Genomic DNA, 14,936 nt, shown 5'->3' on the forward strand with positions numbered 1-14,936 from the left:
AAGTTGGGGAAATCGTACCCTAAGCCGACCGACTTTTCCCTTTTGCTCTTTTTCTGCTTTCGCCTTCACCAAGGGCAGCTGCAGGCGTCGTGACACCGCCGTCACGCGAAAAGACTCAGGACCGGCGGGGGGAGGACCGGTATCCTGGGTTGGAGGACATACCAGATGGGGTGTTAGGTCCACTGGAAAACAGGTAGAGGCGAGCGATGGCAATGAGCCATCTAAGGCAGCGCTGATTAACCGTGAGTTAATCAGCGATCCCCTAATGTAGCCCAGCCTCGATCAAATGCCACGATAGAGCTGCGAAGCGTTATCGTTGAAGGCGTTGAGGATCAGCTCGGCGACCGCCAGGTCTTGCGTGATGCGGTCGCGGGCGTTCGGCGTGGACGGCTGCGCGGTCCGGGCCTGCGGGGCAGTATGTGAGTCGCGGGAGTGGATTGGGTAGGTATACATGGTCTGATCCTCCGAGCGCTATGGTTTGCAATGAGGCCGCGGTTGATGCGACCTTGGGCACAGCTTAAGGCCGGGCGGTTAGACAAAGCCTGAGCGGGGTTGTCAGCGAACGGTCAGATGGGGGTTGTGGCGGGGTAGGCAGGGTCTGCGAGGCCTTGACGCCGCCCGACTCGGCGAGTTCGACCGCCGGGCTTCTGGTGTAGAGGGGGCCAGGTTGAACCTCACCGCAGTCAGGCTCCGGGGGCCGAGACCGTCTGACGGCCGCGCCGTCGAGGACCCGGATCAGGCGTTGCCCGGCGTACCGCTCCGTGCAGGGCCGTCGCACAACTCCTAAGTTACGCGACAACCACCGGGAGTGTCATTTTCAGAAGTCGTCTGCACCAGTTTGCTGTCATTTTCCGAACTTCTGTGCACCAGTCGAGTGGGCCCGCGGCCCGGTGTGCATAGGACTTTGGACCGCCGGTCGGTCCGAAGTCGCGTTCACCGGGCTCGTCCATGCTCTATAGACCCCTTCGCCACGATGCACCGGCATGGACCCAGCAGTCGCCTTCCTCCCGCGGGAGCGTTGCGGGCAGACGGCGTGAAGCTGCTCGCCAAGGGTAAATCCCTGCCTTCAAGTTAGGTAGTGCAGGCGACTCCTGACATTCCGTGCAGCCGACTTCGGAAAATGACACTGACCATGTTGGTTCAGGCGCTCCAGCGGACCCAGGACGAGCCCGTAGCCACGGGCCGGAGTCTGGAGCCGCCCGAGGGGGAGAACCACCCCGCAGCCTTCACCATGCTGGAGGCTGGACGACGGAAGGGGGGGCTGGCAACGTTTCAGTAACAATGTAATGGGCGGCGGCCAGTCCCCTTCAGTGTCGGCTCTGGGCGGCCATGACGCGATTTGCACGGCGGTCAGGTAAAATCCCTGCTTGCGCCCGGTAGCAGACCAAGTCAGCGCAGAGCCCGACCATGCGAAAGAGGGATTCGCTTTCATGCCCATGAGCCCGACGCGCTGGACCACCATCACGGAATCCCGGTTCCCCTGGGAACGCGACGCCCTGGAATGGCTGCGCTCCCAGCTCCCCGATCACAACCCGTGGCACGCTTGGAGCAACTTCGAGTTTATCGACGACGACGGCCGGGTCAACGAAGTCGATGGGCTGATCCTGACCCCGGCCGGGCTCTTCCTGATGGAGATCAAGAGCCGCCCCGGTGTGCTCACCGGCGACCCCCATACCTGGACCTGGAGCACCGACGGCAAGTCCTACAGCGACGATAACCCACTGATCCTCGCCGACCGCAAGGCCAAGCGCCTGGCCAGCCTCCTGCGGCGACTGCCGTCGGTACAGCGGTCCCGTGCCCGCATTCCCTTTATCCGTCCCTGCGTCTTTCTCTGCGCCGCTGATCTGATCTGCCGGCTGTCCGGGACGGCCGCCGCCGGGGTCTATCTGCGCGGACAGCCTGGCAGCAGTGGCGACCACGGCATCATCGGTGCATTGACCAGCGCTCCCGCCCTGAGCAACGGCGGCGACGGGAGCCGCATCGACCAGGCCCAGGCCCGCATCCTGGCGCAGGCCATGGCCCAGGCCGGCATCCGTCCTTCCAACAAGCATCGCCTGGTGGGCGATTACCAATTGGGCGCATTACTCGCCGAGGGCGAAACCCACCAGGATTGGGAAGGCCAGCATCGCAGCATCGAGAGCATCCGGCGCCGGGTGCGCATCTACACGTACGCCGCGGCCGCCACCGCCCAGGCGCGCGCCGCGCTGGTCAGGCAAGCCACCCGTGAGTTCCAGATCCTCGAAGGCATCGACCATCCCGGCATCCTCAAAGTACGCGACTACAAGGAAAGCGAGCAGGGCCCGGCACTGATCTTCGACCATGATCCGCGCTCACGCCGCCTGGACCTGTTGCTGCGTGAGCATGGCGACCGGCTCAATGTGAGTCAGCGCTTACACTTGGTCCGCCACCTGGCCGAGACCCTGCAATACGCCCATGGTAAGCGCCTGTTCCACCGGGCACTGTGTCCCCAAAGCATCCTGGTGCGAGACCCCGAGTCGCAGTTCCCCAGCCTCCAGATCATGAACTGGCGCACCGGCGCCCGCGAGTGGGGTACCGGCGGCAGCTTGGTAGCGGACGGAGCACGCACGGTCGGCACCCTGCACGTACAGGACTGCGTAGAAGACCCCGGCCGTGTCTATCTGGCCCCGGAAACCGCCTGGCACCAGCACGCCGCCCAGGCCAACGCCCACGATGGCGCCCAGGACATCACCCAGGACATCAACGGCGCCGCCCGTGGCACCCAACTCGATGTCTTCTCCTTAGGCGCCATCGCCTACCATCTCTTTTCCGGCCAACCGCCGGCAGGCAGCGTCATCGAGCAACTGGAGCGGTTGCGCGCCGGCCCCGGGCTGCGCATCTCCGATGTCATCGATGGTGCAGGTCCGGCCCTGCAAGACCTCATCCAGCTCAGCACCCTGCCCGACACCGACGCGCGCTACCCGAGCGTCGACGACTTCCTCAAAGACCTGGAGGTCCTGGAAGACGCCCTCACCACCCCCGACCCCGAGACCACGGTCGACCCCGCCACCGCCACCGCCAACGACCGTCTGGAAGGGGGCTTCACCGTCCTGCGCCGACTGGGCAAGGGGTCATCCTCCGATGTCCTGCTGGTCCGAGCGGACGGGACTCCTGACGGGAGCGAGGCGGAGCTGGTCCTCAAGGTCGCCTCCGACCCCTCCCACAACGACCGCCTGGTCGCTGAGGGCGAGGCCCTGGCCAAGCTGCACCGCAACCCGAACGTGGTGGAATGGCGCCGCACGCTGCGCATCGCCGGGCGCACGGCGCTGCTCATGTGTCGTGCCGGCGACCAGACCTTGGCCAAGCGGCTGGAGGAGGACCAGCGGCTGTCCCTGGATCTCGCCAGCCGGTTCGGCGAGGAGCTGATCCAGGTCGTCGATTGCCTCGAGGGGCTCGGCATCGCCCACCGCGACATCAAGCCCCAAAATATCGGCATCGCCCAATCGGCCGGCGGGCGGCTCCAACTCATCCTGTTCGATTTTTCGCTCACCAGTGCCTCCCCCGAGAACATCACGGCCGGCACTCACCCCTACCTGGACCCCTTCCTCCCATTGCGCAAACCACCGCGCTGGGACCTGGCCGCCGAGCGCTTTGCACTCGCCGTCACCCTCTACGAAATGCTCACCGGCGAGCTGCCGCACTGGGGCGACGGCGTCTCCCAAGCCGCCATGCTCGATTGCGAAGTGAGCCTCAATACCAACCGGTTCGATCCACACCTACGCGATGCACTGACCGATTTTTTCGAGCGCGCCCTGCATCGTGACTACCGGGAGCGCTTCGACAACGCCGAAGAGCTGCTGCGCACCTGGCGCCAGGCGTTCGCCGGTGCCCAGGGCGTCGGCGCCGAGCCCGACAGCCTGGCCGCGCTCGCCCGACTCGCCACCGCCGCGACCAGCATCGCGGACCTGGGCTACAGCGTCGAGGCCCAAAACGTCCTGGACGGCATGGGCATCCACAATCTGCGCGACCTGCTAGCGGTGGATCGCATCAAGTTCCGTTATCTGAGCGGCGTCGGCGACCGCATCCGCAAAGAGATCCGGCTTAAGGCTAAGAAGCTGCTCCAATTGCGTCCCGACTTGGGCCCTGATCTGGAGCGAGTGCCGACCACGGTGCGCCCGAACGAGACCCCCGGCATCGCCAGCATCGACGCACTCGCCAGCCAACTCCTGCCCAAGCGACCGGCCGGCGATGACCGTCCGCAGGAACAGGCACTCGCCATCTACCTGGGGCTGGAGCCGGCTGCCGACGGCACTGACAGCTCCTGGCCGACCCTGGGCGCGGCCGCGCAGACCGCCCGACTCGCCCGCTCGGCACTCTCCGACACCCTGCTCAAGGCCCGGGAGCGCTGGCTCAAGCTCGCGCCCCTCACCCAGGTCCGCGGGGAGATCGAGACGCTGCTAGATGCCCATGCCGGCGTCATGACCGTCCCGGAGCTGGCACTGGTCCTGCTGGCCGCCCGCGGCTGCGCCCACCAGGACGACGCCCTGCGCCTGCGCCTGGCCACTGCGCTGGTACGCGCCTGTCAGGAGGCCGAGGGCAGTCTCGCCAAGCCACGCTACCAGCTCTTCGAGCAAGACCAGGTGCCACCCCTGCTCGCGCTCGGCCCCGACCAGGCCGACTACGCCAGGCGACTGGGCGCCGCCGCCGACGCGGTCGCCATGGCCGACCCCCTACTAACCCCACCGCATGCCCGCAAGACCCTGGAGGCGCTGGAGCGGCCCAGCAGCATCGCGCCGCTGTCGGTCCAGCGCCTGCTGCGGCTGGCCACTGCCGCGTCGCGCACGGCCGCACTCTCCAGTCGCCAGGAGGTCTACCCGCAGGGGATGCCGGCGCTGCGGGCCATGCGCCTGTCCCTCGGCGCGCTGACCGGCCCGCGTTACTGCCAGGCCCGCGACATCCGCGTCCGCATCCAGGGGCGTTTCCCCGCGTGCGAGCCCATCCCCGACCGTCCGGCGCTCGACGCCTTGCTCGCTGAGGCTGGCGCGGCCCTGACCTGGGACCCGAGCGGTCCCCAGGGGCCCGGTTACTACTCACCGGCCGGCAGGGCCGAGCCCACGGCCGGCACCACCACCTGGCTGTCCCGTCACGGCACCCGCGCCGAGCCCTTAGAGGAACTCACCGCCGATGACGCCCTGATCCGGCAGTTCGAGGACCGCTTGGAGCGCGCCCGCACGACCGGTGGTTTCCTCGCACTCACCGTCCCGCCACGCCTCGCCCGCCATGCCGAGGCGCAACTGCTGCGCTGCCATCGAGCGGCGCGACTGAGCCTGGACGCACTGCTGATCCAGACGCTTCACGACCAGGCCAAGAGTCACAAGGTGAACTGGGAGGTCGTACTGCAAGCCGATGCCGCCGCCCCCGGCAGCCGCGACTGGACCAACCTCACCCGCCTGGTGCAGAAGGCCCTGCCGCAGGTGCGGCAACGCCTCCTCGACGCCAACCAGCCCCTCCTGCTGGTCGACCCCGGCCTGTTGGCCCGCTACCAACTCATGGGACTCGTCGAAGCGCTACGCGATCGCACGGGCCAGACCCCGCCCCCCCTGTGGCTGCTCGTGCCCATGCATGCCGACGGCCTGCCCGCGGTGGACGGCGTCCCCGTGCCGGTCATCTCATCGGCCCAGTGGGCGCGTATCCCCCCGGGCTGGATCGAGCACCCGTAGTAACCGACAGGATTGCTGAATGGTAGTCGGCGCGGTAGGATGCTTGGTAGCACCAACATCGGACGAGTAGGCACACCATGCGAGCAGAAAAACTGTCAATCTCGCTCACCCCGGAGGCGGTGACACTGATCGAGACCTATCGTCTGGCCCATGCGATGAAAAGCCGGTCCCAGGTCATCGAGCACGCGCTACGCCGGCTGCGCGAGGAAGACCTCGAGGCCGCCTACCGTGAGGCGGCGGCCGAGCTCGAGCCGGACTGGGCGCCGACCACCGGCGACGGGCTTGCCCATGAAACGTGGTGACATCCTCTACGCCGACCTCAGCCCGAGCCTGGGCTCCGAGATCAACAAACGCCGCCCGGTGCTGATCGTGAGCAACGATGCCAATAATCGGGCGGCGAGCACGGTCACGGTCGTGCCCATCACCTCCAACATCACCCGCGTCTACCCCTTTGAAGTGGCCCTGTCCGCTGCCGAATCCGGACTCCCCAAAGACTCCAAGGCGCAGGCCCAGCAGATCCGTACCATTGCCAAGGAGCGCATCCCAGGGCCGGCGGTCGGTCGACTCACGGCGGACAAGATGCGCGACATCAACGCGGCCATTCGGCTGCACCTCGCGCTATGACCCTTCGGCGCCCCCGTTCGGCTGAAGCCTCGACCTCCAGTTCGGGCGTGATCGCCCAGGAGGTCGAGGCTTTAGCCGGTCCCGTACCCGCTTGCGAACCTCTCCACGGTCGGACCTTCTACCCATGATCCAAGCCCCCGCCCTGCTCAAAGACCTGCAACGGCTGCTCAAGGTCCTGGAGGACGACCTGCGCGTGCGCATCGGCGAGGACGGCGCGCTCGGTGCCACCCTGGAAGGCGAATGGCAGGCCGCCCGCGCCGCCGGGCGCACCGGGGAGACCTATGCCGCCTGGCTGGAGGCGGACATCACCCAGGCGGCGGTGCATTGGCTGCTCTCCTGCGTGTTCGTGCGTTTTATCGAGGACAACGGCCTCATCCCCCGGCCCTGGCTGGCCGGCCCCACGGGGTGCGAGAACAACCGCCTGGCACTGGCGCGCGACCGCCATGAGGGCTGGTTCCGCGCCCGGCCGCACGACAACGACCGCGACTATCTGCTCGCCTGCTTCCGCGAGGTCGGCCAACTGCCGGGCCTCGAGGACCTGTTTGATGAGCGGCACAACCCGGTCTTCCGGCTCGGCTGCTCCGGTGATGCCGCCATGGCGCTCATGGCCTTCTGGCAAAAGATCGACCCGGACCGCGGACTGCTGGTCCACGATTTCACCGACCCCGGCCGGAATACCCGCTTCCTGGGCGACCTCTACCAGGACCTCTCCGAGGCCACCCGCAAGCGCTACGCACTGTTGCAGACGCCCGAGTTCGTGGAGGAGTTCATCCTCGACCGCACCCTCACCCCGGCGCTCGACACCTTCGGTTACCAGGCGGTGCGCCTCATTGACCCCACCTGCGGCTCAGGCCACTTCCTGCTCGGCGCCTTCGCGCGCCTGCTGACCATCTGGGCGCGCAACGAGCCCGCCCGCAACCCGCGCGACACGGTGCAACGGGCGCTCGACGGGGTCTATGGCGTCGACCTCAACCCCTTCGCGGTCGCCATCGCCCGCTTCCGCCTGCTGGTCGCGGCGCTGGCCGCCTGCGACATTCACGCTTTGGGCGATGCCCCGAATTTTCAGCTCCACTTGGCGGTCGGCGACAGCCTGCTGCATGGGCCGCGCTTCGGTCTCACCGGGACCATGGACCTGTTCGATGGCGACTCCTACAAGGGCACCAGTCTGGAACACGCCTATGCCATTGAGGACCTGGGGCAGGTCAATGCCATCCTCGGGCAGCGCTATCATGCGGTGGTGGGGAATCCGCCCTATATCACCGTCAAGGATTCGGCACTCAATGCGGCCTATCGGGCGCGGTATAGCAGTTGCCATATGAAGTATTCACTGGGCGTACCATTTACAGAGCGATTCTTTGACCTAGCTCTCGCGGAGAATGATAACCAAAGCGCTGGATTTGTCGGCTTAATAACCAGCAACGCATTCATGAAGCGTGAGTTCGGAGCGAAACTGATCGAGGAGGTGCTCCCAGGATTTGATTTAACCCATATCTTAGATACATCACGTGCGCATATCCCAGGCCATGGAACGCCGACTGTGATACTTTTCGGCCGATGTCGGGCACCAATTGAGTCTACTGTAAGGGCTGTAATGAGCATCAAGGGGGAACACATCCGACCGGATGTGCCGGCAGATGGGCCTGTTTGGCGGGCCATTATTACGCAGATAGATCTCGCGGGAAGTGAGGGAGAGTTTGTTACTGTCGCTGACGTTGATCGCTCGATACTTTATGTCCACCCATGGAGTATCAGTGGTGGCGGCGCAGCGGAATTGAAACAGGTTATTACATCAAACCGAGATACCCTCTCTGAGATCGCGGACGTTGGAATTGGCGCCGTAACACTGGAGGATGAAGCGTTTCAGATATCTCGCGATATTGCTATTCGACAGAGATTCCCTCAGCGATTCATCCGAAACTTCGTGACTGGAGACTCGGTGCGTGATTGGTCTCTAGATGAAAACAGCATTGCCCTAGTCCCGCATACTGGTGAAACATTCAAGCCAGAACTGGCGGAAGATGTTCTTCCATGGCTATGGCCTCTACGGGCAAACTTATCAAGACGGCTTTGGTTTAAGAAAACCCAGGTCCAAAGAGGCCATGCCTGGTACGCTTACGGCCACATCTCAATCGATAAATTCCGTTCCCCCTTTGCTCTGACTCTTGCCTTTCTTGCCACGCACACTGGGGGTGCATTCATCCGCGATGGGTGGATCTGCAACCGTACCGCTCCAATGATTAAGCTCCGCGCGGATGTTACCGAAGAACGATATCTCAGACTTCTTGGCATCATCAACTCATCGGTCGCCTGCTTCTGGCTAAAGCATACTCTCATGGACCGCGGTGGTGGTGGCATTGGTGGCGGGCTTGCGACAGAGACTTGGGAAAAGTTCTATGAGCATGACTCAGGTAAATTGCAGGGACTACCTCTCCCTGAAATTCAACCTCTTGAGGTTCCTTCCCGTCTCGATACTCTTGCGCATCAACTAGCAGAAGCATTACCGCCCCGTTTGTTGGTGACCGCCAATGCCAGCGGAAATGCCATTCCTACCCGAGCAACCCTTGATTCCGCGAGTGCGAACGCAATTCGGCTACGCCACTTGATGATCGCGGCCCAGGAAGAACTGGATTGGAATTGCTATCAGATCTATGGGTTAATGCCCGCCGGAACCGATCCTTCGGATGTTGCCTACCGACCGTTGATCGAAGTTGCACTTGGGGAACGGGCGTTCGAGATTGTGCTTGCACGCCTGATGGCAGCCGGTATTGAGGAAACAACTTGGTTCGAGCGCCATGGCTCGATACCAATTACCGAAATCCCTAGCCACTGGCCGGAAGAGTATCGTTGCGTCGTGCAGCGACGCATTGAGTTAATCGAAAATGACCGCAACATCGGACTCATTGAACGGCCGGAATATAAGCGCCGCTGGAATAGCCAGTCTTGGGCAGAACAGGAAAAGACCGCCCTCAAAGGCTGGCTGCTGGACCGACTGGAGACCCCGTCCTATTGGCCAGACCCGGTCGCCCTGACCAGTACCAATCGGCTCGCCGACCGGGCGCAGCGCGACGCCGACTTCATGCAGGTCGCGGAGCTCTATGCCGGGCGCCAGGACTTCGACCCGGCCGCCCTGGTGGCAGCCCTGGTCGCCGCCGAGTCGGTGCCCTTCCTCCCGGTGCTGCGCTACAGCGAGTCGGGTCTGCGCAAACGCGAACAATGGGAGTCCACCTGGGACCTGCAACGGCGCGAGGACTTAGGCGAGCAGGTCGGCGAGATTCCCGGTGGGATCCCAGTCCCGCCCAAATACAAGTCCACCGATTTCCTCAAGACCGACTGCTGGCGCCTGCGCGGCGGCCTGGACGTGTCCAAGGAGCGCTGGGTGAGCTACCCCGGTGCGGAGCGCGGCGCCGACGGCAGTCTGGTCATCGCCTGGGCCGGTTGGAACCACCTGCAACAGGCCACGGCACTCGCCGCCTATTATCTGGACATGAAGGAGGGCGAGGGTTGGGAGCCGGCGCGCCTGCAACCCCTGCTCGCCGGCCTGCTGGAGCTTATCCCCTGGCTCAAGCAATGGCACAACGACTATGACGCCGAGCACGCCACCCGCATGGGTGACTATTTCGCCGGTTTCCTCGCCGATGAGGCCCGAACCCTGGGCCTGACCCTGGACGACCTGCGCGCCTGGAAACCCGCCGCCGTCGCGGTTCGTCGCGGGCGGCGCAAGGCCGGATGACCACCCTGCGTCAATTCGCCGACGGCAACGCACTGGTCCCGGCCGGCACCGCCTGGTATCTGGCTGACCTGGGTGAACTGCGCGGCAAGCAGGAACTCTATACCCGTCAGTCTCCCCAACGGCTGAAGGCGCTGCGGGAGCATGCCCTGATCGAGAGTGCGGTATCGAGCAATCGGATCGAGGGGATTCAGGTCGAGCCGCGCCGGATTGCGGACCTGATCCATGGAACGCCGCTGCTGCGTGATCGCGATGAGGAAGAGGTGCGCGGCTACCGTGATGCGCTGACGCTGATCCACGCGCAGGGTTCCGGCCTGCCGGTTGCAGAGGAGACGATCCGTCGCCTGCATGCCCTGACCCGCGGGGAGATCTGGGATGCCGGCAAGTACAAGGAGCGGGACTGCGACATCATCGAACGGTACCCGGACGGCAGCGAGCGGGTACGTTTTCAGACCGTGCCGGCGGCCGACACCCCAGCCGCCATGGTCCGCCTGATCGATGCCAACCGGCGGTGTGGGGAGGAGGGCTGGATTCATCCGTTGATCGCCATGGCCGCCTTCAATCTCGACTTCCTGTGTATCCATCCGTTTCGGGACGGGAATGGCCGGGTGTCGCGGCTGCTTCTGCTGTTGCAGTGCTATCACCAAGGCATTGAGGTCGGGCGTTATATCAGCCTTGAACGCTTGATCGAGCAGAACAAGGAGCGCTATTACGAAACGTTGGAACTTAGCTCGCAAGGCTGGCACGAGGGGCGACAGGACCCCTGGCCCTTCATCAATTATGTGCTGTTCATCCTGAAGACCGCGTATCGGGAGCTGATCGAGCGCGTGGGCGAGGTGCAGGCACCGCGCGGCGCCAAGACCGAGCAGGTACAGGCGGCACTGCGTCGCCTGCCCCGGGAGTTCACCCTGACCCAACTGGAGCAGGCGTGCCCTGGCGTTAGCCGGGACATGATCCGCCGCGTGCTGGCCGACGAACGCGGCAAGTCCGTGGACTGCGTAGGTCGCGGACCGGGCGCAAAATGGGTCCGTCGCGACGGCGAATCAGGGTAAACTCACGCTAAAGAGCGTAAGAAAGAGGGTACTGTGATCGTCACGTCCCGCACACGAAACGACGCCAGACCAGGTGAGCCCTCGCCCCTAAGAGATAAGGAGCGGCGTTATGTCCTTGACGAAATTACAGCAGGATGTTCAGCCCCGCCCCGTTGCGCCGTCGATGACCCGCGAGGAGCGGCAAGCGGCGTTGCGTTCAGCGTTGACCAAGTTGGCCGGTACCGGGGTGTTCGCCGATATCGCGGATGTCGTCGCCTGGCAACGTGCCGAGCGTGCTGATCGTCCCTTGCCGGGTCGGGAGTGATGAGCTTGAGTCAACGGTATACTACGGCGGACGCCATCGCCCTGCTGGATCACCTGCCCGGCGAGATCCCCACGACGCGGCAGCAGACGACGGCGGACGAGATAATGGCCATCGCCGCACGCGTGGCACGGGCACCGGTACTGGATGATCGCAGTGCCGACGAGATTCTCGGTTACGACGGGGACGGTCTACCGCGATGAGAAGACGATTTGCTTTAGTAAAGCCAAACCGGGAAGACAGTTAACCATGGCCGCCGTAATCAAACAGGTCGATTTCAAGGAAGCGGCACGGCGGCATTGGGCGGACGCTGAACACCTGACGCAGTCCGGTCGTCACCCCAATGTCGGACAGTTGTATGGATTCATGGCCGAATGCGGTCTGAAGGCGTTGCTGGTGGCGCATGGGCTACCGACAGAATCGAACGGGGATATTCGATGGAAGCCAAGAACAGGATACCGCGAACACCTGCCCGCCTTGGCCCAGTTGGTTTCCACCCTGACGGTATTCCCAGACGGTCGTGCCGCGACACGCTATCTTGCCATGCTGCCTGATCTTGCACATTTCGATGATTGGAGCATCGATCATCGTTATTGGACCAAAGCGGCACACCCATTAAGCTCGCTACCCAACTGGCGTGAGGCGGCCCGGCAGGTCGGTGAAATGATCGATGCCGCTACCGTGGATGGAGTGATGTGATGAAATCGGTACGCTTCAATAGCGCACTACGGCGTGCGGCTGAGCTTGCAGAGCAACTGCCGCCGGGCAGTGATGCGCGGCTGATCCGCGATGTCTACGGTCGACTGCGATTTGCGGTGAATACCGATCGATCTGCTTGTCCTGCGGCCATCATGCGATGCCTTGAAAATGGATCCCCGGAGCTGGGCGCCTTTGCTGCACCCGGTGGGGTGCTCTTTCGTGATGACTTTGCCGATCCGGATGCGCTCTTTGCCCATGAGGATTGGCACCGTACGGTCGTGCCTGGACCCGAGTCCGACGATGGGACGGCCGCACCCGAGATCGTCATCGACTTGCTCGATCGCCAGATCACGGGCCAAGACTGGCTGCATACGCCGAGTGAGGCTGAGACAGAGGGAAAACGGCCGCCCCGCATCGTCTTCTACGGGGTGAAGGGTGGGGTCGGGCGTTCGACGGCCCTGGCCATGCTGGCCTACCGATTGGCGCGGGACGGGAAACGGGTCTTGCTGATCGACTTCGACCTGGAGTCACCCGGGCTTTCGGGTCTGCTGCTGCCGCCGCAGCGGATGGCCGCTTTCGGGCTGGTGGACTGGTTTGTCGAGGATGCCGTGGGCCAAGCCGAAGGCGTGCTGCAAGATATCATCTCCGATAGTCCCTTGGCGGATCACACGACCGGCTCGATCCGCGTGGTCGCCACCATGGGACAAGGGGAAACCGCCTACCTTGCCAAGCTGGCAAGGGTCTATGCCGATGTGCCGCGGCATCAGGGACCGGAGCGCTTTGCCTCGAGGATGCGGCGAGTCGTGACCGAGCTCGAGGCGCTGGAGCAACCCGACGTGGTACTGATCGACAGCCGTGCGGGGCTGCACGATTTGGCGGCCATTGCGATTGCCGGCTTGAGTACGGTTGCCTTGCTGTTTGCGACCGACGCGGCCCAAAACTGGCAGGGCTACAAGCAGCTATTCTCCCATTGGCAAAGGCGCCCCGAGGTCCTGCGGCACGTCCGCAAACGGCTGGCGATCGTGCAGGCGTTGTTCCCTGACACTGACCAGCAGGCACGTGCCTCATCCTTTCAGCAACACGCGTATGACCTGTTCGCCGATACCATGTACGACCAGATCGAGCCTGGTGCCGATACTCCGCTAGACGCCTTCAATTTCGATCTGGGCGACGAAGACGCCCCGCATTTTCCCTTGCGCGTCCGCTGGAGTCAGCGACTCCAGGAGTTCGATCCCTTGCTGCCGGTGGAAAAAGGCGGTGTGAGCGATGCGGACATTGAGAGTGCATTCGGGCCGTTCTTTGATGCAGTCACCTCTCTGGTGGAGAATGTCAGTGGCTGATTTAGATCAGACCAGGTTGCTGAGGCTGGCATTGCGGGAAACCTTGCCACCCGTCGACCAGGCGGGGGCGGAACCCGAGCGGGGGCCGGCCTTTACCTATGTACCGCCCAGCCATGCCCGGGCGCTGGACCCGGATAACAGCGTGGTGCAGGGTATTCGCGGATCGGGCAAGAGCTTCTGGTGGGCGCACCTGACGTCTGAGCCGCATCGGCGCTTCATCCGCGGCGCCTTTCCGGAGGTACGTTTCGATCCGGACCTGCGCGTGGTCCAGGCGTTCGGGGCACAGCCATCGTCCGAGAACGCACCCAGCCAGGCCGTTCTCGCCTCGCTGATCAAGGATTATCCAGCGCGGGCCATCTGGCGCGCCGTGTGCGCCGCTAAAGTCGAGTTTGCAGCCCCGTTCCCGCAAGCTGATTGGCAGGCACGAGTGGCATGGGTTCATGAGAATCCTGAAGCCTTCGATACCCTGTTGACGCAGGCTGATCGTGAACTGGAGTCAAAGAACCAGACCCTGGTCGTGCTTTTCGACGCACTGGATCGATTGGCGGACGACTGGCCGAGCATTCGCCCGCTCGCCCGGGGCTTACTCCAGACCGCGCTGGACCTGCGTGCAACACGTAGAATTCGTTTCAAGGTCTTTGTGCGACCGGACATGCTGCAGGACCGGGACATCATCGGATTTCCAGACGCATCGAAACTTTGGGCGCGTGAGGCCAAACTCGCGTGGCGACGCGCCGATCTTTACGCACTTCTTTTTCAGTGCCTTGGCAATTCAAGGCAGGGTGGCGAGTCCTTTCGATCGCTGAGCCGCGTCACGGCGAATTTGCATTGGAGGCGCGAGAACGTTAGCGGCGGCGACGCCTGGTCGATACCGGCCACCTTGAGGACCGATGAGGGTCTCCAGGAACAGCTATTCATCGCCCTGGCAGGAAAGGCCATGGCCTCCGCCATGGCCTCCGGGCCCAGTGGCTACAAGCGCGGCAAACCCTACACCTGGCTGGTCAATCACCTGCAGGATGGTCTTGATCAGGTCAGCCCACGCAGTTTCTTTGCCGCATTGAGGGAGGCCGCCGATCGCACCGCTGAAGACAGTCCCCTGGCGTTGGACTATCGGGCCATCCAGGCCGGCGTGCAGGCGGCGTCCCAGATACGGGTCAACGAGATTACGCGCGAAGACTACCCGTGGGTCGATCTGGCGATGCAGCCGCTGCGCGGCAAATTGACCGTACCCTGTACGATGACGGATATCGAGAACATTTGGAGCCAGGCAGGAACGCTCGAATCACTCAGAGAGGAACTCAAGCGCGCGACTCATGTGGTTAAGCTCCCACCCCAAAGCCTCAATGAAGGCGCTGAGGGAGTATTGAAGGATCTGGCAGCACTGGGGCTTATCAATCGCCTGAGCGATCAGCGCGTCCAGATGCCTGATGTTTATCGCATCGCCTTCGGCTTGGGTCGGCGCGGCGGCGTCAAGCCGCTGAAGTAATTTCGACCAAGAGCGACGGACGTTACCAC

11 protein-coding genes are annotated in these 14,936 nt (G+C 63.7%); 10 read left to right on the plus strand and 1 reads right to left on the minus strand.

What is annotated here, in order from left to right; all coding sequences use genetic code 11:
- Positions 1 to 282: 282 nt before the first annotated feature.
- Positions 283 to 453 (minus strand): hypothetical protein, encoded by a 171-nt coding sequence (locus tag QZY44_RS04155; protein WP_295442651.1) that lies wholly within the window; start codon positions 451 to 453, stop codon positions 283 to 285.
- Positions 454 to 1,430: 977 nt separating this feature from the next.
- On the opposite strand from QZY44_RS04155, the gene pglW reads away from it, so the two are divergent.
- The 10 genes from pglW (at position 1,431) to QZY44_RS04205 (ending at position 14,907) form a co-directional block, all read left to right on the plus strand.
- Complete coding sequence (gene pglW, locus QZY44_RS04160) at positions 1,431 to 5,678, plus strand: BREX system serine/threonine kinase PglW (protein WP_295442655.1); 4,248 nt, start codon at positions 1,431 to 1,433, stop codon at positions 5,676 to 5,678.
- Between the two features lie 77 nt (positions 5,679 to 5,755).
- Positions 5,756 to 5,980, plus strand: a complete 225-nt coding sequence (locus tag QZY44_RS04165; protein WP_295442658.1) for a CopG family transcriptional regulator — start codon at positions 5,756 to 5,758, stop codon at positions 5,978 to 5,980.
- On the plus strand, positions 5,967 to 6,302 hold the full coding sequence (locus QZY44_RS04170; RefSeq protein WP_295442660.1) for a type II toxin-antitoxin system PemK/MazF family toxin: 336 nt from the start codon (positions 5,967 to 5,969) through the stop codon (positions 6,300 to 6,302). Before QZY44_RS04165 ends, QZY44_RS04170 begins: the two co-directional genes overlap by 14 nt.
- Before the next feature lie 124 nt (positions 6,303 to 6,426).
- A complete protein-coding gene (gene pglX / locus QZY44_RS04175) occupies positions 6,427 to 10,032 on the plus strand; it encodes a BREX-2 system adenine-specific DNA-methyltransferase PglX (protein WP_295442662.1) in 3,606 nt (1,201 codons plus the stop codon).
- Positions 10,029 to 11,081, plus strand: coding sequence for a Fic family protein (locus QZY44_RS04180; protein WP_295442665.1), 1,053 nt, complete (start codon positions 10,029 to 10,031; stop codon positions 11,079 to 11,081). The genes pglX and QZY44_RS04180 overlap by 4 nt, the downstream gene beginning before the upstream one ends.
- A 109-nt stretch (positions 11,082 to 11,190) precedes the next feature.
- The gene (locus tag QZY44_RS04185) at positions 11,191 to 11,385 is read left to right on the plus strand and encodes a hypothetical protein (protein WP_295442668.1); all 195 of its coding nucleotides are present in this window, start codon (positions 11,191 to 11,193) and stop codon (positions 11,383 to 11,385) included.
- A 5-nt stretch (positions 11,386 to 11,390) separates the two neighbouring features.
- On the plus strand, positions 11,391 to 11,585 hold the full coding sequence (locus tag QZY44_RS04190; protein WP_295442671.1) for a type II toxin-antitoxin system VapB family antitoxin: 195 nt from the start codon (positions 11,391 to 11,393) through the stop codon (positions 11,583 to 11,585).
- Between the two features lie 46 nt (positions 11,586 to 11,631).
- Positions 11,632 to 12,081, plus strand: coding sequence for a hypothetical protein (locus tag QZY44_RS04195; RefSeq protein WP_295442673.1), 450 nt, complete (start codon positions 11,632 to 11,634; stop codon positions 12,079 to 12,081).
- Positions 12,081 to 13,421 carry an AAA family ATPase gene (locus QZY44_RS04200; RefSeq protein WP_295442676.1) on the plus strand — a complete coding sequence of 447 codons (1,341 nt, stop codon included), beginning with the start codon at positions 12,081 to 12,083 and terminating at the stop codon, positions 13,419 to 13,421. The genes QZY44_RS04195 and QZY44_RS04200 overlap by 1 nt, the downstream gene beginning before the upstream one ends.
- Positions 13,414 to 14,907, plus strand: coding sequence for a hypothetical protein (locus QZY44_RS04205; protein WP_295442679.1), 1,494 nt, complete (start codon positions 13,414 to 13,416; stop codon positions 14,905 to 14,907). Before QZY44_RS04200 ends, QZY44_RS04205 begins: the two co-directional genes overlap by 8 nt.
- Positions 14,908 to 14,936: the final 29 nt, after the last annotated feature.

The sequence above is a fragment of the uncultured Thiodictyon sp. genome (genome assembly GCA_903837595.1).
In the GTDB taxonomy this organism is placed as follows: Bacteria; Pseudomonadota; Gammaproteobacteria; order Chromatiales; family Chromatiaceae; genus Thiodictyon.